This window comes from Pseudoalteromonas sp. TB25 (assembly GCF_000497995.1).
In the GTDB taxonomy this organism is placed as follows: Bacteria; Pseudomonadota; Gammaproteobacteria; order Enterobacterales; family Alteromonadaceae; genus Pseudoalteromonas; species Pseudoalteromonas distincta.
The window spans coordinates 1-22320 of sequence record NZ_AUTI01000231.1 but is presented as its reverse complement, the minus strand read 5'-3'; the positions used below and the strand labels follow the sequence as shown (position 1 = coordinate 22320).

At 40.5% G+C, this 22320-nt stretch carries 21 protein-coding genes, 2 pseudogenes and 1 riboswitch; of the genes and pseudogenes, 13 read left to right on the top strand and 10 right to left on the bottom strand.

What is annotated here, in order from left to right; all coding sequences use genetic code 11:
- Positions 1-49: 49 nt before the first annotated feature.
- Entirely contained in the window at positions 50-1159 is a 1110-nt protein-coding gene (zapE, locus tag L652_RS0106960) for a cell division protein ZapE (RefSeq protein WP_024596709.1), read from the top strand.
- A 340-nt stretch (positions 1160-1499) separates the two neighbouring features.
- Here the strand turns inward: zapE and L652_RS0106955 are convergent, their stop codons facing one another.
- Genes L652_RS0106955 through L652_RS0106930 form a run of 6 tightly spaced genes read right to left on the bottom strand, consistent with a single transcriptional unit; the run spans position 1500 to position 6485 of the window.
- The gene (locus tag L652_RS0106955; protein ID WP_024596708.1) at positions 1500-2927 is read right to left on the bottom strand and encodes a tetratricopeptide repeat protein; all 1428 of its coding nucleotides are present in this window, start codon (positions 2925-2927) and stop codon (positions 1500-1502) included.
- 19 nt (positions 2928-2946) lie between these two features.
- Positions 2947-3603: an energy transducer TonB gene (locus tag L652_RS0106950; protein ID WP_024596707.1), complete on the bottom strand. Its 657-nt coding sequence runs from the start codon at positions 3601-3603 to the stop codon at positions 2947-2949.
- A 1-nt stretch (position 3604) separates the two neighbouring features.
- Positions 3605-4009: a biopolymer transporter ExbD gene (locus tag L652_RS0106945; RefSeq protein ID WP_002960813.1), complete on the bottom strand. Its 405-nt coding sequence runs from the start codon at positions 4007-4009 to the stop codon at positions 3605-3607.
- Positions 4010-4013: 4 nt separating this feature from the next.
- A complete protein-coding gene (locus tag L652_RS0106940; RefSeq protein WP_002960812.1) occupies positions 4014-4394 on the bottom strand; it encodes a MotA/TolQ/ExbB proton channel family protein in 381 nt (126 codons plus the stop codon).
- Positions 4387-5712, bottom strand: a complete 1326-nt coding sequence (locus tag L652_RS0106935) for a MotA/TolQ/ExbB proton channel family protein (RefSeq protein WP_024596705.1) — start codon at positions 5710-5712, stop codon at positions 4387-4389. The genes L652_RS0106940 and L652_RS0106935 overlap by 8 nt, the downstream gene beginning before the upstream one ends.
- A complete protein-coding gene (locus L652_RS0106930; protein WP_024596704.1) occupies positions 5712-6485 on the bottom strand; it encodes a DUF3450 family protein in 774 nt (257 codons plus the stop codon). The genes L652_RS0106935 and L652_RS0106930 overlap by 1 nt, the downstream gene beginning before the upstream one ends.
- Positions 6486-6702: 217 nt before the next feature.
- Here L652_RS0106930 and L652_RS0106925 point away from each other — a divergent pair, with 217 nt between their 5' ends.
- Together L652_RS0106925 and L652_RS0106920 are read left to right on the top strand one after the other, a co-directional pair.
- A complete protein-coding gene (locus L652_RS0106925) occupies positions 6703-8883 on the top strand; it encodes a TonB-dependent siderophore receptor (RefSeq protein WP_024596703.1) in 2181 nt (726 codons plus the stop codon).
- An 89-nt stretch (positions 8884-8972) separates the two neighbouring features.
- Complete coding sequence (locus L652_RS0106920) at positions 8973-9653, top strand: Fe2+-dependent dioxygenase (protein WP_002960803.1); 681 nt, start codon at positions 8973-8975, stop codon at positions 9651-9653.
- 560 nt (positions 9654-10213) lie between these two features.
- Here L652_RS0106920 and galE read toward each other — a convergent pair.
- Positions 10214-11230: a UDP-glucose 4-epimerase GalE gene (galE, locus tag L652_RS0106915; protein WP_024596702.1), complete on the bottom strand. Its 1017-nt coding sequence runs from the start codon at positions 11228-11230 to the stop codon at positions 10214-10216.
- A 276-nt stretch (positions 11231-11506) separates the two neighbouring features.
- On the opposite strand from galE, the gene L652_RS0106910 reads away from it, so the two are divergent.
- Entirely contained in the window at positions 11507-11998 is a 492-nt protein-coding gene (locus tag L652_RS0106910; protein WP_024596701.1) for a DUF3016 domain-containing protein, read from the top strand.
- 47 nt (positions 11999-12045) lie between these two features.
- On the opposite strand, the gene L652_RS0106905 is transcribed toward L652_RS0106910, so the two are convergent.
- Positions 12046-12336 (bottom strand): hypothetical protein, encoded by a 291-nt coding sequence (locus L652_RS0106905; RefSeq protein WP_007585044.1) that lies wholly within the window; start codon positions 12334-12336, stop codon positions 12046-12048.
- Between the two features lie 71 nt (positions 12337-12407).
- On the opposite strand from L652_RS0106905, the gene L652_RS0106900 reads away from it, so the two are divergent.
- Positions 12408-12617, top strand: a complete 210-nt coding sequence (locus L652_RS0106900; RefSeq protein ID WP_002960797.1) for a hypothetical protein — start codon at positions 12408-12410, stop codon at positions 12615-12617.
- Positions 12618-12625: 8 nt separating this feature from the next.
- Here the strand turns inward: L652_RS0106900 and epmB are convergent, their stop codons facing one another.
- The gene (epmB, locus tag L652_RS0106895; RefSeq protein WP_033013297.1) at positions 12626-13639 is read right to left on the bottom strand and encodes an EF-P beta-lysylation protein EpmB; all 1014 of its coding nucleotides are present in this window, start codon (positions 13637-13639) and stop codon (positions 12626-12628) included.
- 41 nt (positions 13640-13680) lie between these two features.
- Between epmB and efp the strand changes: the two genes are divergently transcribed.
- The gene (gene efp, locus L652_RS0106890) at positions 13681-14247 is read left to right on the top strand and encodes an elongation factor P (RefSeq protein ID WP_024596699.1); all 567 of its coding nucleotides are present in this window, start codon (positions 13681-13683) and stop codon (positions 14245-14247) included.
- A 56-nt stretch (positions 14248-14303) separates the two neighbouring features.
- Positions 14304-15278, top strand: a complete 975-nt coding sequence (gene epmA, locus L652_RS0106885; protein ID WP_024596698.1) for an elongation factor P--(R)-beta-lysine ligase — start codon at positions 14304-14306, stop codon at positions 15276-15278.
- 184 nt (positions 15279-15462) lie between these two features.
- Here the strand turns inward: epmA and L652_RS0106880 are convergent, their stop codons facing one another.
- The gene (locus L652_RS0106880; protein ID WP_024596697.1) at positions 15463-17580 is read right to left on the bottom strand and encodes a TonB-dependent receptor; all 2118 of its coding nucleotides are present in this window, start codon (positions 17578-17580) and stop codon (positions 15463-15465) included.
- Positions 17581-17664: 84 nt separating this feature from the next.
- Here L652_RS0106880 and L652_RS0106875 point away from each other — a divergent pair, with 84 nt between their 5' ends.
- The 6 genes and pseudogenes from L652_RS0106875 to L652_RS1000000125345 all read left to right on the top strand — a co-directional run.
- The gene (locus L652_RS0106875; protein ID WP_010555268.1) at positions 17665-18063 is read left to right on the top strand and encodes an acyl-CoA thioesterase; all 399 of its coding nucleotides are present in this window, start codon (positions 17665-17667) and stop codon (positions 18061-18063) included.
- Between the two features lie 126 nt (positions 18064-18189).
- Entirely contained in the window at positions 18190-18588 is a 399-nt protein-coding gene (locus L652_RS0106870; protein ID WP_032826923.1) for an META domain-containing protein, read from the top strand.
- A 107-nt stretch (positions 18589-18695) separates the two neighbouring features.
- A riboswitch (TPP riboswitch) is annotated at positions 18696-18810 on the top strand.
- A 140-nt stretch (positions 18811-18950) separates the two neighbouring features.
- Positions 18951-20891, top strand: coding sequence for a phosphomethylpyrimidine synthase ThiC (gene thiC, locus L652_RS0106865; RefSeq protein ID WP_024603377.1), 1941 nt, complete (start codon positions 18951-18953; stop codon positions 20889-20891).
- Positions 20892-20997: 106 nt separating this feature from the next.
- Positions 20998-22000, top strand: a pseudogene (locus tag L652_RS01000000123390) (FAD-dependent oxidoreductase).
- A gap of 7 nt (positions 22001-22007) precedes the next feature.
- Entirely contained in the window at positions 22008-22202 is a 195-nt protein-coding gene (gene thiS, locus L652_RS0106855; protein WP_002960781.1) for a sulfur carrier protein ThiS, read from the top strand.
- Between the two features lie 5 nt (positions 22203-22207).
- Positions 22208-22320, top strand: a pseudogene (locus L652_RS1000000125345) (thiazole synthase); the annotation flags it as partial.

Below are 22320 nucleotides of genomic sequence, written 5' to 3'. Positions count from 1 at the left end.
ATTTTTAGTCGGCTACAATGGGCGCGATTATAGCCGATAGTGAAATACCATGACAGTGCACAGCACACAAATTTTAAGCCTTTACCAAGCAAAAATAGACACGGGAGAACTGTGTTTTGATGCAGCGCAGCAAAATGCGGTGGAAGTTTTAAATACGCTAAGCGAGCAACTTCAAGCTCACACATCATGGTGGCAAAAAGCGCCCTTAATAAAAGGCATTTATTTATATGGACCTGTAGGGCGTGGTAAATCCATGTTAATGGATTTATTTTATAAAAACCTATCTATTGAGCAAAAGCAGCGACTGCATTTTCATCATTTTATAGCACAAGTGCATACCCAACTTTCGCAGCTACAAGGTCAAAAAAATCCACTTATTCTAATTGCAAAACAGTGGGCTAAAAATATTCGAATACTGTGTTTTGACGAGTTTTTTGTGAGCGACATTGGCGATGCCATGATTATGGCCAGATTGTTCAATGCGTTGTTTGAACAAGGTGTTGTGCTGGTGGCCACATCGAACGCAAAGCCAGAGCAGCTTTACTACAACGGCCTGCAACGGGCGCGATTTTTACCTACTATCGATTTAATTAATAACCATTGCCATATAATTAACGTGGCAGGGGAGGACGATCACCGCTTTAGATATGGTAAAAACAGTCGTCACTATTTTATTAATTTATCAAATCACGATTTTGAAAGTAAGTTTTTAGCTTCGTATCCGGTTGTAACATGTAGCAATACAATTACTGTGCATGGGCGTGACTTACCCTATTTATTAAGAGCCAATAATGCCTTGATGATTGATTTTATGGCGCTATGCTCAGGCCCTCGTAGTGCTAACGACTATATGTTTTTAGCAACGCAATTTGATGTGTTATATGTATCGAACGTGCCGCAAATGGGTGTTAAAGCAACGGGTAAAGTTATTGTTCACGGTATAGAAGATAGTTACCAACGCGAAAAACAAACGCTTGATGAGCACACTTTTGACGACGAAGCACGGCGCTTCATTGCCTTAGTCGATGAGTTTTACGATTGCCATAAATTGCTGGTGATAAATGCGCAAACCGACATTGAACATTTGTATAAAGGTAAAAAGTTGAGCTTTGAATATGCACGCACGCAATCACGTATAGTCGAAATGCAAAATTGGTAACGCTTTAATATATATTGTAAACAAGCTTGCTCACGCGAAAAGCGAAGCGCCCTCTAAACCTCTTTGTGAATAAATCACTTAAGATCTTATTGCACAAAGAGAAGTAAAAGAGGAGTAAATGAGAAGACATAAAACAATAGTAATTTGTATTAGTTCAGACAAGATCTGACACAGGGGGAAAGCGCAGCGCCCTCTAAACCTCTTTGTGAATAAATTACTTAAAACCTTATTGCACAAAGAGGGGTAAATGAGAAAACATCAAAGCATAGAAATTACGAGCTTTGCTCGTCACAGCCAGCAAGCTGTGCTTATACAAGTAAATTTAACCACGGTGTTAAACTTACCCTTCTTGGCGCACTATATTCTCAAGGGCGCGAATATTAGTAATTAAGTCCTGGCGTTGTGGGTTGGCTTGTAATGCTTTTCTAAGATGCTTTAGCGCACTCGGGTAGTCTTTAGAATCAATCGCTATTTGCGATAATCCAAGCCACGCCGATAGTTGGTAATCAGGTAGAGCTTGTGCACGAACATACATAAGTTTAGCTTGGGTAAGTTGGCCTTTACTACGATATATACTCGCTAAACTAAGTAGGGCATCACCTAAATTCGGATTTATTTTAAGTGCATTATTTAAGCTTTTAAGAGCACGTTTAGTATTACCTTGTTGCATAGAAATTTGTGCGCTGTATACAGAAAACTGCGCTTGTTCATCACGGGGTAGCTGCTTAGTTAATCTTTTTGCGCTGCCTATTAGCTCTTTAGCTAAATCCCATTTTTGTTGAGATACAAGCCAGCCTAAAGTTTGCATCGTGGTATTAATAACCTCAACTTGCTGCTGTTTAGTGGCGTGTTTTAAACCTTGCTTTAATAAACTCACTGCGCGTTCAGTGCTGCCTTCAGTTAAATGCAGCTGGGCTGCTAAAAGCTGATTACTGGCATCTTTAGGGTTGAGTTTTAGGGCTACTTCAATAGCAGCTAGCGCTTGCTTTTTTTGATCAAGTTGTAACGCTATTTGCGCACGTTGCAGCCAAAGTTCAGCTTTATCAGGGCTTTTATTAAGTAATTCTTTTAGTAATGCACTTGCCTGACTTAAATCACCCGATTCAATTAACGCAAACAATAGACCTTGTTGATATTGGCTTGTTTCTGGCGCTAGCATAAGCGCCTGGCGGTACGCCGCTACTGCGCTCCAAGGTTGGCTATGCTGCACGTGTATATAAGCAAGTTGCGCATAACTTTGTGCGTCAGCTTGGCCTAGTTCAATACTGTGAACTAGGTGTGTTTGTGCTTTGTCATACTTTGCTTGTTGCATATATAAAAGGCTCAAACCTTGGTGTGCTTTTACTAAATCAGGTGAAGCTTTTAAACACGCTAGGTAAGCTAGTTCAGCGTTATTAAAGTCTTTTGTTGAAAGCAGTACTTGTGCACGTAATAAGTTTAAAGCAGTGCTATCTTGGCTTATATCTCGGCCTTTAAATAGCGCCGCAACTTCACTGTAATTACCGGCTTGTAATAGTGGTTGTACTTGGCGAGCAAAACCGCGCTCGGTCGGCTCAATAAGAACCTCTGTAGGGCCTAGTAATTTATTATTTATAGCCAACTGCCATGTTGGATCGCTAGGTGATAGAGTTACTTTTAGTGGCGCACTTTTTAATGGTGTACTAGCAGCGCTTGCATGCACGCTACTTACACCTAATAAAGGGAGTGAGCACATTAAAGTAGTGATAACTGCGCGAGTTAATGGTTTTAGCGTTTTAAATATATTCATATTTTTCATTTTAATAGGCTTAAGGTTTAAATTCGATTGGCCAAATAAAGCGAGCGCGTACGGTTTCACCTTCTTTTTTAGGTGCACTAAAGCGGCTTTGTTTAATAATTTTGTCGATAGCTGGTTTAAGTTCAGGGTATGGGTTTTGTACTACCTCAATTAAACTTAACTTGCCACTTTCATCAATAAATACATCGAGTTTTACAGTAAATACATCAACACCTCGGCGGGTTAAGCTTTTTGGTAAAACGGCCTTGACGGGAGTAAGTAAAGTGGGGAGACCATCGAGTTGATTTAAGCTAAATGCATCCCAATTTACACTCATTGATTGCCATTGTGGCGCGCTTACTTTTACGTTGGGTGTATCGGGTTTTACAATACTTAAATCACTCTTTATCTTAATTTTTACGGCTTGAATTGACGCGCCTGCACCTTCTACCGCTAAGCTTTGCATTGGCTCATTAGTTTGCTGTTGTGATATTGATGGAGGTGGCGGAGGTGGCAGTGCCACCATGGCAATCTCATGTACAACCACTTTGTCTTGTATATGGTGTTCAGCAAGTTGCCCAAGCCATAAAAGCAGTAATGCAGCACTAAGCACAATGAGGCTAAGGCCAAATGCAAACAGCGGATGGCGATTGTTTTTTGTTTTTTGAAGCGGGTTAATCGTGTGCATATTATTGTTTCGTAGCTAAGTTAACTTGCGCTGCGCCTGCCAGCTTTGCTTCGTCAATTACTTGAACAAGTAACTCAGTAGGTACTGTTTTATCAGCTTGAATAACCACAGGGCGTTGTTGCTGTTTTAACATTTGCTCGACACTACTACGCACACCAGCAACACCAATTTGGCCGCCATCAAAAAATACTTGTTGGTTGTCGGTTATTGCTAAAAATATAACTTGCTGCTCAAGACGACTGGCCGATACGGCTTGTGGTTTATCAACTTCAACGCCGCTTTCGCGTACAAATACGGTTGTAACAATAAAAAATATTAGCAATATAAATACCACATCAAGTAGCGGCGACATATCAATATGTTGCCCCGCTTCTTGCTCTAGCTTGTGCTTTAATCGTGATTGCATAGTGTTACCCTAACTGCTTACTTAACGTATGTAATTTAGGATTACGCTGCGAATACGCTAAGTAAGCTTGCATTAACCACGCAGGGATAGCGCACACAAGGCCAAGTTGAGTTGTTAGCAATGCATCACCAATGGCGTCACTCATTAACTCGTTATGGCCCAGCGCCATTACTTTAAATGTATCAAGCAAACCAACAATGGTGCCTAATAAACCAAGTAGCGGAAGCGCTGCAGTTAAAATAGAGCTAACTTCTTGCCAATAACCTTTGCGCTGCGCTTGGTATTGTTTAAGGTGCAGTAAGTCATGAAAAATCAGCTGGTATACAAATAAAGCGAGTAAAAGAATACACCAGCAAATAGGGTTACTAACTATTTTTTCAAACATTGTTATCTCCTTTTTCTAGTTGGCTTAGCTGTAATGCAAAGCCTTCTAGTTGGCTGTAGTACGCTTTTGCTTTACGCGATAACAGTGCATTTAAAACGAGTGCAGGTATAGCAACAACTAAACCTAACTCGGTTGTTATAAGTGCTTGTGCAATACCGCCCGATACAACTTCTGGGTCGCCTGAGCCAAACAAGGTCATCATTTTAAATGTTTCGATCATGCCGCTAACAGTGCCTAATAACCCAAGTAGTGGGGCTACTGCAGCCGTAACGGCAATAGCGCCAATAAAGTTATCGAGTTTATGCTTATCATGAATTAACTGATTAAATAATTGATCGTCTCGTACTTGGCCTTTTTCGCTTTGCAGCGTTAAGTTAAATAACTGCTGCTGCATGCCTGCAAATTCACTGCTATTTTCAGCTTTAAAAAATTGCTGTAATTGCATTTGAGAGTGCATTTTAATTTTACTTAAACGCAGTAGCTGTGCGGCTTTTAATAGCGCAATGGTAAGTGCAAAGCAGGCAAATAAAATAATAGGGATAGCCCATAAACCGCCTTTTTCTAGGTGTTCAAGCGGACTTTCTTGTTGGGCTTGGCTAGTTACTAAGTGCGTTAAACTAGGATCAAAAGTAAGTAATGTAGAGCCTACACCGTTTTGCTTTAAAGTATTATCGAGTGGGTTGTCGTCACTTGTTGATTGTACTAACGCTACTTTTAATGCATTAGATTCATCATCCAAATTTAATAAACCCATAAGTTTAGGTGTTTGCGTACTAAACCATGCAACAGGCCCGACTTGAAGGGTATTAGCTTGGCTTAATTCGCCATTACTTAGCACAACCGATTGTTTTTTTAACTGTGGATAAAGTGCCTGCTCTTGATTATTAATTAGCGATACAACACGGCTTAATAACTCGTTTTGGCTATTAGCCGACTCGTTACTGCTAGCACTATTGCTGGTGTTTTGGCGTACAAAACGGCTAAGTAAGTTTAATTGATATTGCTGCTGCTGTTGCCAAGTGTCTAATCGGGTTTGTAACTGATCAAGGCTTAATGTGTTTTCGTCAGCTAGGCGGCGATTAACGGCTGCTTGTTCGCGTAATTTACTGAGCGATTGCTGCTTGGTAAAAATTTGCTTTGCAAGGGTCGCTTGCTCTTTTGAAATGCTCTTTTGAGTTTTACTTAGAGTACGCTGCGCTGTTTTAATATCACTTAAAATACTTTGCTTAGCATCATCACTGCTAGCTGCAAAAGAAATGTTTGCACTAAAAAGTAAAACTGTGGCGCTAAATACTTTAATTATGCTGTTAGTAGCCATTATTTAGCCCCTTGCTGGTTTTTATTTACATAACTTAATATTGGGAGTGTTACCCAATCAGCAGCGCGCTTTTTTTGCTGTACAGCAATACCCAGTGCAACTTGTTCTGCATTAATGCTTGAATCAAACTCCCACTGCCAACCTAAGTCACTTGGAAAACCAATACCTACGTAACTTAAGTCTTCGCTTACAAACCATGCTTGAGCTGCACCTAAATAAAGCTGCTTAACCCATACTTCTTGCCCGTCAGGATGCTTAATAGCCATTTCGTGAATAGAAATACGTTGTTGAAAATCATTAAGTAGAGTCAGCATTTTTAGTGCTGTTTGTAATTTGTCAGTTGTACTGAGTTTTGAATCGCTTAAATCACCAGCGTTTTTCCAACTACTCAAAAGTGGCGGGGGGAGTTGCACTTGTAATGAAAGTAATTGCCCAGAAATACGTGCTAGTTGATCATTTAATTGCTGTTGATCATTTTCAAGTTCTGATTGCTGAGTTACAAGCTGTTCGCGTTTTTGGGCAAGCTCACTGGTGCTTTTTTTTCTACGCTGATTAAGCTCGCTAAGTTGCTGCTGCTCGGCATTAAGAAGCGTTAAGGTTTGCTCCATACTGCTTTTTTGTTCAAGCCAATGAGTATTTAATTCTGTGTTTTGATTTTCTATTTGTAGCCATTTATTAACGAGTTGTTCTAGCTCACTAACAGTGTCGGCTTTTACTGCCATAGTGCTACAAAGCGCGATAACTACGCTAATTGGTTTAATTAAGCTTCGCATTACTTAACAACAATCCTGAAAGTTACGACGAGCAATTACAAGGACGTAATTACTGTTAATTTTTGAGTGTGTATACAATATAGTAATTCACATAACAATGCAATTGATAACAGTTATCGTTTACATTGCGTTATTTGAGTGGTAGGATTTCGCCGAAATTAAATATGTACCTTAAATTAACAATAGTTAAGTGCTTAATAAAAACTACGGAGTAACCATGAGTAAGCCATCGAATAAAGGAAATGCGTACGTGAAGCCAATTGCAGCGGTTGTTACAGCTACGCTTTCAACTTGGGCAAGTGCACAGGATGTTCAAGAACTATCGGTAACCAAAGCAGAAACTAAAACTGAGTCTAGTTATGTTGTAGAAAAATCAACGTCGCATAAATACACTCAACCGCTACTCGATACAGCTAAAACGGTAACAGTAATCAACCAAGCGGTAATGAAAGACAGAAACGTAGATAGCCTACGTGATGCTTTGCGTAATGTTTCAGGTATTTCTTTAGCAGCAGGTGAGGGTGGCTCACCTACTGGCGATAGCATGTCGATTCGTGGTTTTAGTGCAACAAATGATATTTTTGTTGATGGTATTCGCGATGTTGCAGGTTACACACGTGATATTTACAACATTGAAGCCGTTGAAGTTGCAAAAGGCCCAGGCTCTGCAGTTTCTGGTCGTGGCGCAACAGGTGGTAGTGTTAATTTAGAAAGTAAAAAGGCGAAGTTAGACAACTTTAACGACGTTTCTCTACGTTTAGGTACAGAAAACGATTACCGTGGTCGTTTTGATACTAACATTCAAGTAAACGACACAAGCGCACTACGTATCAACCTTCTTACTGATAAAGGTGATGTTGCAGGTCGTGATCATGTTGAAAACGAAACAAATGCTGTTGCGTTTGCATTTGCAACAGGGCTTGGTACAAACAGCCGTTTTGATTTAAACCTAGAGTATCAACGCCAAGACAATTTACCAGATTATGGTATTCCTTGGGTTTACAGTGATACGCCAGTAGCTGAACTTGCAGATAGTGCACGCTCACCTTCTCCTGTCGACTTTGATAACTTTTACGGTAATATTTACCGTGATTACGAAGATATTGAAGCTTATTCAACAACAGCTCGTTATGAGTATGATTTTTCTCAAAATACTACGTTACGTGTGCAAGGTCGTTTAGGTAAAGTTAAGCGTGAGTCAGTAACAACTGCACCGCGTTATTTCTCGGTTACAACAGACACTGATATTACCTTTGCGGATGAAAAAACACGTGATACAGAAAATTCACTTGCTGCACTTCAAGTTGATTTAATTGGTAACTATGAATTTGCTGGCTTTACTCACGACGTAGTAGTGGGTGTTGAACTTGCAAATGAAACGTTTACACGCCATAACTTTGTTGCAACTACGCCTGATAACCTAATTGAAGATGGAATACGTAACGACTTATACAATCCTGATGCAACAATTGCATTTACGGGTGTGTACGGCCGTGACGGTACAAGCATTGAAGCTAAAGCTAAAAACCAAGCTATTTATGCATTTGATACAGTGACGCTTAACAAGCAATGGGAAGTTACAGGTGGAATTCGCTTTGATAGCTTCACTACGGATTATCACAACGATTACAATGATCTAAGCGCTTTAATTTCTACAAGTGACGACTTATTTAGCTGGAATGCAGCTGTAGTTTATAAACCTACAGAAAATGGCAGTGTATATTTAGGCGCGGGGAATTCATTTAATCCATCGGCTGAAAGCCTAACGGTATCTACGCGTTCAAATGCAGCTGATTTAGACGCAGAAGAAAGCCGCAGTTATGAATTAGGAACTAAATGGAGCCTAATGGATGGCCGCCTGCAAACTAATGCTGCACTTTTCCGTACTGAAAAAACCAATGCCCGTACTGATGACCCATTTGCAGATAGCTCAAGTGACGAAATACTCGGTGGTGAGCAGCGCGTTCAAGGTTTAGAGCTTTCAGCAACAGGCCTAATTACTAAAGAGTGGACTGTAATTGCTTCATACACTTACCAAGATAGCGAAGTAACTGAAGCATTAGGCGACGACGCAACTCAAATTGGTAACGAGCTTGCTCGTACGCCTAAAAATAGCGCGAGTGTTTGGACTACGTACGATATGTCGGATAAGTTATCGTTTGGTTTAGGTGCGCAGTATGTAGGTGAGCGTTACAACGGCACTACGTCAACACGCTCTCGTGCGCCAGGTTATACTATTTTTGACCTGATGGTTGCGTACGACATATCAAAAGATTTGAGCCTGCAGTTTAATGGTGAAAACCTAGGTGATAAAGATTACGTTGATCAGTTAGGTGGTGGACACTTTGTACCAGGTGATGGTCGTAAGTTTAGTTTAACAGCGAGCTACTCTTTTTAATTTTAAAACAAATTAAAAAATAAAAGTAAGCATAAGGGCAGGCCTATTACCTGCCCTTAATTATTTGATGAAAATGTGAGAGGGCGCACATGATAGTTAAAATTCCAGAGCTATTAACGAAAGAAGAAGTGGCGTATTGCCATGAGGTTTTGCTTAAAGCGCAGTGGGCCGATGGCAGTATTACCGCAGGTCATCAATCAACCAAAGCAAAAAATAACTTACAGCTACCTGAAAATAGTCCTGAATGCCAAGAGCTTGGCGATATTATTATGGCAGCACTTGCGCGTAGTAATTTGTTTATGTCCGCTGCGCTTCCTGCAAAAATTTTTCCTCCGTTATTTAATTGCTATCAAGGCGGGCAATCGTTTGGTGTGCATGTAGATAATGCAATTAGACAAGTGCCGGGTACGCCAGTAAAAATTCGTACAGATGTATCAATGACGTTATTTATTAACGACCCTGAAGACTATGAGGGCGGTGAACTTGTTATTGAAGACACTTATGGCTCACACAGTGTAAAGCTGCCCGCAGGCAGTATGGTGTTATACCCTTCAACGAGTTTACATCGTGTAATGCCAGTAACGAGTGGGCGCAGATTAGCCTCATTTTTTTGGCTGCAAAGCATGGTAAACAGCGACGAAAAACGTGGTTTGTTATTTGATTTAGATATGTCGATTCAAAGTTTGCGCAGCAAAGTAGAAGATAGCCCAGAGATTATTCAATTAACAGGGGTTTATCATAACCTGCTAAGACAGTGGGCGCAGACATAACGAAAATACTCGTTATTAAATATTGGATATTAGATATAAGTAATTAAAAGCTGCGCTTTTCGCGTGAGCAAGCTCTACGCCCACAGCCAAAACTTAACGCTGAGGTTAAATTACTTGTAGACGCGCAGCTTGCTGGCGTGACGAGCGAAGCTCGTAATTTCTAGGTTTTGGTTTCTTCTCATTTATTCCTCTTTTACTTCTCTTTGTGCAATAAGGTTTTAAGTGATTTATTCACAAAGAGGCTAAGAGGTCGCTGCGCTTCAGAGAAGTAAAAATACATAATTACTATGTTTTATGTCTTCTCATTTACTCCTCTTTTGCTTCTCTTTGTGCAATAAGGTTTTAAGTGATTTATTCACAAAGAGGCTAAGAGGTCACTGCGCTTTAGAGAAGTAAAATACATAATTACTATGTTTTTATGTCTTCTCATTTACTCCTCTTTTACTTCTCTTGGTGCAATAAGATTTTAAGTGATTTATTCACAAAGAGGCTAAGAGGACGCTGCGCTTTAGAGAAGCAAAACTACATAATTACTATGTTTTCTCACTTGCCGTTTTTGCTTAACCCTTATAACCGTTAGGGTTATTTGACTGCCAGCGCCAGGTATCTTGCATCATTTCATCAATACCGCGCACTGCTTCCCAGCCAAGTTCATTAAGTGCTTTTTCTGGCGCTGCATAACACGCTGCAATATCACCAGGGCGGCGAGGTGAAACCTGATAGGGTACAGCCTGATCGCTTGCTTTAATAAATGCATTAACCATTTGTAGTACAGAATACCCGTTACCAGTACCTAGGTTATAAACTAATGCACCTGTGCTGCTGGCAATTTTATCAAGCGCTTTTAAATGGCCAATCGCTAAATCTACAACATGTATATAGTCGCGCACACCGGTGCCATCAACTGTGTCGTAGTCATCACCAAATACAGCGAGTTGCTTTAATTTACCTACCGCTACTTGTGCGATAAACGGTAAAAGGTTGTTTGGAATACCATTAGGGTCCTCACCAATTAAGCCCGACTCATGTGCACCCACTGGGTTAAAGTAACGCAAAATAGCAAACGCAAAGCGCTCATCTGATTTAGCGATATCTTGTAGCATCATTTCAACCATTAGTTTAGATGTGCCGTAAGGGTTAGTAGTACCGCCGACAGGAAAGTCTTCTTTGATTGGTAATCTTGCTGGGTCGCCGTAAACCGTGGCTGACGAGCTAAATACCAATTTAAATACACCCGCATCGCGCATCGCATCAACAAGCGTAAGCGTACCTTGAACGTTGTTTTGATAGTACTCAACTGGCTTTGCAACCGACTCGCCTACTGATTTTAAACCCGCAAAATGTATAACACTATCAACCGTATGTTTTGCAAATACAGAATCTAAAAAGGGTTTATCGAGAATATCGCCTTGGTAAAAAGTGGCTTCTTTACCTGTTATATTTTTTACGCGCGCAAGTGATTCTTGTGATGAGTTACTTAAATTATCAATAACAACAACATCGTTACCTTGTTGTAAAAGTTCTAAAACAGTGTGCGAGCCAATATAGCCTGCGCCACCGGTTACTAAAATAGTCATGAAAGCTCCGTGGGTACCTTTTATCAATTAAGTTAATTTCACCATAAATAGAGGTGATTTACATGTTTTATCTGTAATTTATATGATTTTAATCGTATTTTTTTGATATCAGCACATTAAATGCTTTTGATTAGATTTTGTGCAAAACAAGTAGCACTTGATTGGTAAGATTAAGTTATAGTTAATAAACAAGTGCTAAAATAGCTTTAGTAATAGCTAATACTAGGTTTACTCCAATCCACACTTTTGTGATTGGTTACCTCTTTGGAGAAAGATATGAATTTAGTTAAAAAAATAGCAACAACAATGTGTATCGCATTACCTGCGCTTGCCCATGCTGGTGAGTCTGTTGTTAAATGGAATGACTTTAATGATTATCGTGATGTGCGAGCGTCTAACCAAGCTAAGAGCTCATATCACAAAAGTGTGGCAGCAAGTTTCGAAAAGCATATGGCTAAACTAGCCGAGCAATTGCCAAAAGACTATAAATTAAATGTAGAGTTTACAGATTTAGATTTAGCAGGTGATGTGCGTTATGGTGGTATGGACGAGATTCGTGTAGTAAAACCAATTTATTTTCCACGCATAAAGCTAAATTATTCGTTAACCGATAACGACGGTACAGTGCTAAGTAAAGATACTGATGTGGAGCTTAAAGATATGGGCTTTATGGATAAAATTAAAATGGGCCGCGACGAATCATTTTATTACGAAAAACGCTTACTAACAGAGTGGTTTGGTGAACAAATATTACCAAGTTTAGATTAACTGAAAATAAAAATGCCGCTAAATAGCGGCATTTTTATTTTTAAGCTTTACTTAAAAGTAGCTAACAACGTGAGTATTTGTTGTAACTTAATAACGGTTGTTTTCAGTTTTTCTTCTTCAAAACCATCGTTAGATAAGCTTTCAACATCAGCGGCTACGTCAAGTACGTAAGGCTTAAAACGTTTAGCTTCAAAGCTAAAGCCAGAATCGGCAGTAAATAAGGCTTTAAACTTACCGTGACCTTGCTGTTGAAGCTCGTCGAGTTTTTTGTCAGCATCAAGTGCCTGACGGTAAACAATTTTTAAGTTGGCATTGAGTTGTTCAATAATAGAATCCATGGTTTTCCTAAAGCTTTGCACTGCATTGCCGACATAATACTTGGATTACATTTAAAAGTCAGGTTTGTTATATGAATATATCAGGCACAAGTTTACCCGCTGTTTCTGGCTCAGGCCAAGGCAGTGAGCTTTATAGCGCTGCTTTATCTAAAAAGCAGCAACTAGCAGATGGCGCAGCAGCACTTGCACTTATTGAAGGTGCTGCACAATCGTCAAGTGCGCAAACACCGGCTAAATCGGTAACAGCATCATTGGGTAACAACGTAAATATATACGTTTAAATGCTGTTTTAAATTAGCTTAAGATCGATAGGTGTTTTGCTTTTTTGACCACCGATTTCTCTTACTAATTTAGGCACTAAAAATCCAGGCAGAGCTTTTAATAGCTCTGCCATTATTTCAATTGCTTGCGCTTCATTAATATCAAAGTGGCTCGCCCCTTCAACTTTATCGAGCAAATACAAATAATACGGCAATACGTCTGCGTCAAATAACGCTTCGCTTAAATTTATTTGCGCATCGAGCGTATCATTCACATCTTTTAAAATTACAGCTTGGTTTAAAAGCGTTACGTTTGCTTGTTTAAGCTTTTGCATAGCTGCTTTAAAGTCAGCGTCTATTTCGTTGGCGTGGTTTATGTGATTAATAAAAATAATTTTTAATGGCGATTTTGCTAATCGCTCACATAGCTCATCGGTTACTCGCGCCGGTATAACTACTGGTAAACGGCTATGAATTCGCATTCGTTTAATTTGTGGTAATTGCTCAAGCTCATCTAAAAACCAACTTATTGCATCGTCTTTGGCCATGAGCGGATCGCCACCACTTAAAATCACTTCGTTTATATTGGCATCAGATTTTATGTAGCTTAGTGTTTCAAGCAGGCTTTTTTTATTAAGTTGGTTTTCTTGATACGGAAAATGCCTTCTAAAGCAGTAACGACAATTGACTGCACAGCCGGTTTTAAACATTACTAAAACACGTGATTTATACTTATGTAAAAGGCCGGGTTGTTCGTTGTCTTGCTCAAGTAGGGGATCTTTATTAAAACCCGACTTAGTTAAAAATTCTTGATGGCGTGGCATGACTTGCAATAAAAGAGGATCGTTTGGATCGCCTTTGCGTATTTTTTTTATAAAAGGGATAGGCACGCGTACCGGAAATAAACTGCGGGCTTTTAGGTCGTTTTCATGGACTTGGCTCGATAAACCGACCATTTCAAGCAAGGTTTTTGGGCAGGTAACTACATTTGCTAATTCTTTTTGCCAGTTTTTATGCAAATTTGCTTCATTTCTTTGTATCATTGGCATGTAGATTACTCGAAAAAATATAAATAGAGGAAACGATGGCGAATTATAGCACCAACGAGTTCAAGGGCGGCCTAAAAATTATGATGGACGGCGAGCCTTGCAGTATCTTAGAAAATGAAATGGTAAAACCTGGTAAAGGCCAGGCGTTCAACCGTGTTCGTATCCGTAAACTTATCTCTGGTAAGGTGCTTGAAAAAACCTTTAAATCGGGTGAATCAGTTGAAGGTGCTGATGTAATGGATACAGATTTAGCGTATCTATACACAGACGGCGAATTTTGGCATTTCATGAACAACGAAACATTTGAGCAAATTGCCGCTGACGAAAAAGCACTAGGCGATGCAGTTAAATGGTTAGTTGAAAATGATTTATGTACAATTACATTATGGAACGGCAGCCCTATTGCTGTTACACCACCAAACTTTGTTGAGCTTGAGATCACTGAAACAGATCCTGGCCTTAAGGGTGATACAGCGGGTACTGGTGGTAAACCAGCAACGCTTAGCACAGGCGCTGTAGTACGAGTTCCATTATTTGTACAAATTGGCGAAGTAATTAAAGTAGACACTCGTAACGGTGAATACGTAAGCCGTGTTAAGTAAGCTTTAACATTGTTTATAAAATCCCAGCTTAAGCTGGGATTTTTTTTGGAGAAAATATGTCAGCAGATCTTTGGGCCCCAAGCGCAAGCATTGAAACACTAAAACAACGTGCAGCAATATTACGTAACATTCGTGAGTTTTTTTATACGCGTAATGTAATGGAAGTAGAAACTCCTAGCTTAAGCAGTGCCAGTGTAACCGATGTGCATTTGGCCAGTTTTAACACCACATTTGTAGGTCCAGGGCACGCAGGTGGGCTTCCTCTTTTTTTACAAACATCTCCAGAGTTTGCTATGAAACGCTTGTTAGCAGCAGGCTCAGGTGCTATTTTTCAGCTTTGTAAAGCATTTAGAAATGAAGAAGCAGGTAGTCATCACAATCCCGAATTTACAATGCTTGAATGGTATCGCCCAGGCTTTGATGAATTTGCACTTATGGATGAAATGGATGAACTAATGCGGCTTGTTTTAGATGTTGAGCCGGCAATAAAGCTTACTTATCAGCAAGCGTTTGAACAAGCACTTGGGCTCGATCCGCTAACAGCGAACACAGAGCAATTAAAGCAACTAGCGTGTGAGCATGGATTTGTTGATATAACCAAAAACGAAACAAATAAAGACACCTTATTGCAGCTGTTATTTTGTATGAAAGTAGAGCCAACCATTGGGCAAACTAAACCGTGTTTTGTATATCACTTTCCGGCATCCCAAGCGGCACTTGCACAAATTTGTGAACACGATATACGTGTAGCAGGGCGCTTTGAGCTTTATTACAAAAATATGGAATTGGCGAATGGCTTTAACGAACTCACAAATGCCAGCGAGCAAGCTAAACGTTTTAATGAAGATAACGCATATCGCGCTGAAAACGGTTTAAAGCAAGTGCCAATGGATACGCGTTTAATTAAAGCGCTGGAGCATGGATTACCACAGTGCGCAGGGGTTGCTTTAGGGATTGATAGGTTGGTAATGCTCGCAACAAATAAAGAAAAAATTAAAGACGTAATAGCGTTTGATGTGCAAAGAGCGTAATGCTTAGCCTGTAGGCGTAGGTGTAATATTTGTAGGTGCGAATTTATTTCGCGCTCGTGTAATTTAACTTTATAAAAAAGCGAGGTATAAAACCTCACCTACAAATAAAAACACCGCGTTTAAATTAAACGCGGTGTTTTTATTTGCTTGCTGTAGCTTTCATTTGAAAGCCAACGGCTGTGCTTTACAGATTAAGTGTAAACGTAACACCTGCAACACGAGGCTCACCTAATTGTGTGTAGGTATGCGTTGTGTAACCATCTTGTGGATCGTTACCAAACTCAAAACCACGTGTAGGGACTGTCTCGTCAAACACGTTACGAGCCCACGCGCGAACTGCCCACATGTCTGCTTCGTAACCAAAGCTTAAGTTAACTAAGTTGCTGCTTGGTGCCTGTGAGTTATGACTATCTGAGAAGTAGTAGTCGTCCTTACCTTCAACACCAATCATACCGTAAAGCTCACTTGTAAAGTTATAGCGAGCAGTAAACGCATACTGGTATTTAGGTGACTGTGCTTGCTCACGACCGTCTTGGTTTAAGCCAGACTGCGTTACAAAGTCATCTATTTCAGTGTTTAAGTAACCAGCACTACCCGTTAAAAATAGATTATCAGTTAGTTGGTAACTACCTTCAACTTCTAATCCGTAGTTGCTACCAGAACTTGCGTTATCAACATAACCGGTAAATTGCTGACCTTCTACTTGCCATGCTTTTAACTGAATATCGTCGCGGTGCATGTAAAATGCAGCTAAGCGAAGCGTAAATTTGTCATCAAGCGATGAGCCTTTAACACCAAATTCGCCACTCCATAAATATTCAGGGTCGAAACTGGTGTGTTGCTGGAAAAAATCAGCGCTTAGGTTTAAGCCTTCATCTTTGGCTTTAGCAAGCGCTTCTGAGTTAATACCGCCAGCTTTGTAGCCACGCGTAATGCTGGTGTAGATCATAGTGCGATCAATCACTTGATATTCAAGTGCTATTTTACCGCCAACCATTACGTCGTCGGTGTCTTGTATAAAGCCATTGCTATCGGTGTAGTCGCCTTGGTATTGCTCTACACGTAAACCTGTAATTAATGTTGTTTTAGGGCCAATTGGAGTCGCTACTTGACCATATACTGCAACGTTACTCGTTTCGTAAGTTGAAGAAAACGGGCTTGCTAACCATGTGTATTGGCGCTCTAAATCAACGTCACGGTTTTGGTAATAAATACCCGCAACCCAGTTACCCGTTTTAGAATTAAACTGTAAATCTACAGACTGATCGTCGCGATCGCGGCTGTATAAATCAGTTGAGCTGTATCCATCTGGATGTAAGCCAGCAGCACATAACTTTGGCTCACTTGTATCGTTACATACCCAGTCTTCGTCAAAGCTGTAAAGTAATTCGGTATCAATAGCCGACAGGTTTAGATTTACATCAAAAGCGTCAAAACCCGTGTAAGTATTCTTGACACCTATAGCGTAGCTTTCTTGATTATCTTGCCCTGGTTCATCGGCAACACTATTGCGGCTGTTATCAAGCGTAAACGCATCGTAACCATTGTTTATGTCAATATAGTGAAGGTTTAACTCAGTATTTAAATGCTTTGTAAGCTGACTGTTTATTTTAAAGCGGGCTACTTGTTCGTCTTGATTTTGTGTTTCGTCATTTAAGTACAAGTTATCTACGTAACCGTCTGACTTTCTGCGAAAGTAGCTAACGCGTGCGCTAGTGTCATCTGTTAAACCAGTGCTTGCTGCAATACCTGCTTCACGTGTGTTGTACGTGCCAGCACCTACTTGTAATTTTAAACTTGGATCGCTCGTGGCTTTAGCTGAACCCATTTGGATCATACCAGCCATGCCGTCTGCGCCAAAGCGTGTACCTTGTGGACCACGGTAAATTTCTACTTGGTCTATATCAAATAATAATGAACTGCCACCAAGGCCAGAATAGTTAATACCATCAATAACTAAGCCTACAGATGGATTAATAGGGTCTACAAATTGTGAACGAAGTCCCACGCCACGAATTTGAATATAACGACCGCGCGACGCACCAGATGCAAAATTTATATTGGCGGTACTGCCTAACATTTCGTCTAAGTAACTTGCACCACGTTGATTAATTTCATCTTCGCTGAATAAGCTCGCACTCGCGCTTAAAGTTTGAATGCTTTCGCGCTGAAAATCGCCAGTTACAACAATTCTTTCTAGGTCGCTATCATCAGCGTTAGCTGCAATTGGTGCACCAAGCAGCGGTAAAAGTGCGGCAGTAATTAAAGACAAACGTAAGTTCATTGGGTTACTTAACTCCATTTTAGGGACTCGTATGGTAGCAATTATTTAAACACATGTGCTATAAACGCGGCAATTATACGTTAAATAATCAGGATTACTAATATGACCTTTAAAGTTGACTTCAAAGTACGTGATTACGAATGTGACTTACAAGGTATCGTAAATAACAGTGTTTATTTTAATTATTTAGAGCATGCTCGACATGAGTTCTTGTACGCACACGGTATTGATTTTGCTCAGTTAGCAAAAGATAAAATTAACCTAGTCGTGATGCGCAGCGAAATGGACTATAAACATTCACTATTACCAGGTGATGAATTTTATGTGGCTGTGGAGCCGCAGCGTATTAGTCGTTTAAAATTTGCGTTTAAGCAAACGGTTATACGTAAAAGCGATGAAAAAGTAATGCTCAATGCACTGGTTATAGGAACGTCTGTTAATGAAAAAGGTAGACCGTTTTTACCTGAGCAAATAGATAACGTATTTAAAACTACAACTTAGTACTTAATCGCATAACTTTTGAACTATCATAGAACAAAAATTTACATTTAAAACATGCATTTTTAACGGATAAAGGACATAAATATTGTTACAATTACATTAATTAGACAATTAGTTAGTAGTAGCATGAAATTAGCAGCAATACCGATGCTTATAGTCGGTTTATGTGTTGGTTGCGCATCAACAGGGACGGTTACCAGTGAGCAGCTTAAATACACCCAATGGCAATTATCACGTGTTGATGGTTTAGCAATTCCACCTTCGTTTAATGCATCAATGAGCTTTATTGAAGCACTGCAAGTAAACGGTTTTGCTGGCTGTAACAAATTTTTTGGTGAAGGCTCGCTTGAAGAAAGTAACCTTACCGTAAGTAAATTAGGAATGACCCGCAAGTCGTGCGGCGAAGAGCTTGATGAGTTTGAGCAGCAGTTATTACAAGCCTTAAAGCAAGGTGCCGAGCTTAAAATGCAAGACCAGCAATTAGTCATGCAAGGCGAGCAAACATTTGTGTTTATCCCTAAATAATTTTAAGTTTTTGAAAAACAGCCCCTTGCGGGCAGTTTTTAACTGACGTACACTCAGCGCAGATTTGTTGAATAATATCTTCGAATCGACGAACAAAATTTATATATCAATACTTGTCGGAGTGCCAAAGCTAAGGAATTAGTTTTTGGCTGAGATCGCGAAAGCGGGATCCGTGAACCTGATCAGGTTAATACCTGCGTAGGGAACAAGCTGCCTAAAATGGGACGCTTGTGCGTCTTTTTTTATGCGCACAATAAAGTGATTTATTTTTTAGGCTGCAAAGTAGCATGTACGCTACTTTACGATCTTTCTCTATTCCTCGGAATATCTGACAAGACAACCCTTAAGCAATGAGGCAAGTCATGTCAAATACTACAAATAAAGCGTCACGCCGAGAAACTCGTGCTGCCGCGTCTGAATATATTTATAACTTAACGGGTCAACCGTTCCCAAATTCTCATAAAGTATACGTTGAAGGTACTCAACCAGGCGTGCGCGTTGGTATGCGTGAAATCACGTTAAGTGATACGTTTATTGGCGGNCCTGTTTATGAGACAAACGATCCGCTTCGTGTTTACGATACGTCGGGCCCGTATACCGATCCTAATTTTGAACTAGACGTGCGTAAAGGCTTACCAAAATTTCGTGAACAATGGATTGAAAGCCGTGGTGACACTGAAATTTTAGAATCAGTGACGTCGCAGTTTTCGCAGCAGCGCATGGCAGATGAAGGGTTGGATCATATTCGCTTTGATCACCTTCCAAAAATTCGCCGTGGTGTCGCTGGTAAAAACGTAACGCAAATGCACTACGCACGCCAAGGGATTATTACCCCTGAAATGGAATACGTAGCTGTTCGTGAAAATATGGGACGTGCAGAAATTCGTAAAGAATTACTTGCCGCGCAGCATAAAGGCGAGTCGTTTGGCGCGAGTATTCCTGAATTTATTACCCCAGAATTTGTACGCGACGAAATAGCCCGTGGTCGCGCTATTTTACCAAATAATATAAACCATCCAGAAACAGAGCCTATGATTGTAGGTCGTAACTTTTTAGTAAAAGTTAATGCCAATATTGGTAACTCATCGGTTAGCTCATCTATTGAAGAAGAAGTAGAAAAAATGGTGTGGTCTACCCGCTGGGGCGCAGACACCGTGATGGACTTATCAACGGGTCGTTACATTCACGAAACGCGTGAATGGGTTGTACGTAACTCGCCTGTACCTATTGGCACAGTACCGATTTATCAAGCGCTTGAAAAAGTAAACGGTGTGGCTGAGGATTTAACGTGGGAGATTTTCCGCGATACGCTTATAGAGCAAGCTGAGCAGGGTGTTGATTACTTTACTATTCATGCGGGTGTACTACTTCGTTATGTACCAATGACGGCTAAACGTGTAACCGGTATTGTGTCACGCGGTGGCTCAATTATGGCTAAGTGGTGTTTAGCGCATCACAAAGAAAACTTTTTATACACGCACTTTGAAGATATTTGCGACATTTTAAAGCAATACGATGTGTGTTTTTCACTCGGTGATGGCCTGCGCCCTGGTTCGATTGCAGATGCCAACGATGAAGCGCAGTTTAGTGAGCTACGCACATTAGGTGAACTGACTAAAATTGCGTGGAAACACGACGTACAAGTATTTATAGAAGGCCCAGGGCATGTGCCAATGCACATGATTAAAGCCAATATGGATGAGCAATTAAAGCATTGCGACGAAGCGCCTTTTTATACTTTAGGCCCTCTAACGACCGATATTGCACCAGGGTACGATCATATTACTTCTGGTATTGGGGCAGCTCAAATAGCATGGTACGGCTGTGCAATGCTTTGTTATGTAACACCTAAAGAGCATTTAGGTCTGCCAAATAAAGAAGATGTTAAAGAAGGCTTAATTACCTACAAAATAGCTGCACATGCCGCCGATTTAGCAAAAGGTCACCCAGGTGCGCAAGAGCGTGATAACGCGCTATCAAAAGCACGCTTTGAATTTAGATGGCATGACCAATTTAATATAGGTTTAGATCCAGACCGTGCTCGTGAATATCACGACGAAACCCTTCCGCAAGAATCAGGCAAAGTGGCTCACTTTTGCTCTATGTGTGGTCCTAAATTTTGCTCTATGAAAATTAGCCAAGAAGTACGCGATTACGCTAAAGATTTAGAAACACGCGGTATTGATCCAAATGACGCTGGCGAGGCTATTGAAATCAAAATGATTGATGTAGAAGCCGAAATGAAAGCCAAATCAGCTGAGTTTAAGCAAACAGGCTCAGAAATTTACCACAAAGCGGTATAGCAAGAAGTTAGATACAGATGTAGGTGAGGTTTTATACCTCGCTTCTTTAAACATTGAAGAAGTGCGAGTGAGTTCGCACCTACTAATAACTGCTTTTGGAGGTTTTATGTTTTATAACATTGCTGTGGTGGGTTTTGGTTTAGCAGGGCGCTTAGCTGCCCTTGAGCTAAGTAAGTTGCATCATGTAACGGTGTTTGAAGCAGACGATGAGCAAACCCCAAATAGCGCCGGTAAAGTGGCAGNCAGCCATGCTGGCACCGCTGGCTGAGTCGGTGTTATGCGAGGCTGATTTAGCTTTAATGGGGCTTGATTCAATGAAGCGCTGGCCAGAAATAGTGAGTGAACTTGAGGGGGATGTGTTTTTTCAGCAGCAAGGCACATTGGTTGTTGCGCATCAGCAAGATAAAGGCGATTTACAAAGCTTTACCCAGAGAATAAAGCCCATAGCAGGGCAAAGCGCTCAGGTATTGAATGCTCAGCAAATAGCGCAGTTAGAGCCAGAGTTTGCTAATCGGTTTAATCAAGGTCTATTTTTACCCTGCGAGGGGCAAATAGATAACCAAGCCTTTTATAAAGCAAGTTTTACCATGCTCAACAAGCGCAAAGTTAAGTGTGTGTTTAACCAGCGCGTAACCATTAAAAACGGTGAAATAAATAATCGACCATTTGACTACATTATAGATTGTCGTGGGCTTGGTGCTAAAAGTGATAAACCGCTTAGAGGTGTGCGCGGTGAAGTCGCAAGGCTATATGCACCTGAAGTAAATTTAACGCGACCTGTGCGTTTAATGCATCCGCGTTACCCAATTTATATAGCGCCTAAACCGAATCATGAATATGTAATTGGTGCGACCGAAATAGAATCGCAAGATAGCGGCGCCGCAACAGTGCGATCAGCTCTTGAGTTACTTTCAGCGGCTTATACCGTACACAGCGGATTTGCCGAAGCACGACTACTTAATATTCAAGCCGGATTACGCCCTGCATTTAGCGATAACCGCCCAGAAGTATCACAAGTTGGCAATGTAATTAGCATTAATGGCTTGTATCGCCACGGTTATATGCTGGCACCGGCATTAGTGGCGCAAGTAGTTTCACGAATAGAGTGAGAATAAAATGAACATTACAATTAATGGCGAGCTACTTAATGTTAATAGCAAAGCACTCGTTGAGGTACTTCAAAGTTTTGGTGCAGTCGCGCCTTTTGCTGTGGCTGTTAATGGCGAATTTATTCCACAAAGTCGACACAGTAACTATGTACTTAATGAAGGCGACAGTGTTGAGTTGCTGTCACCCATTCAAGGCGGATAAAGCTCATGCAAACTAAAGACTGTTTAACTATTTATGGAGAGCAAATAAAGAGTCGTTTATTAATAGGCTCTGCGCTTTATCCGTCGCCCGACATTATGACCCAATCGATAGTCGCCTC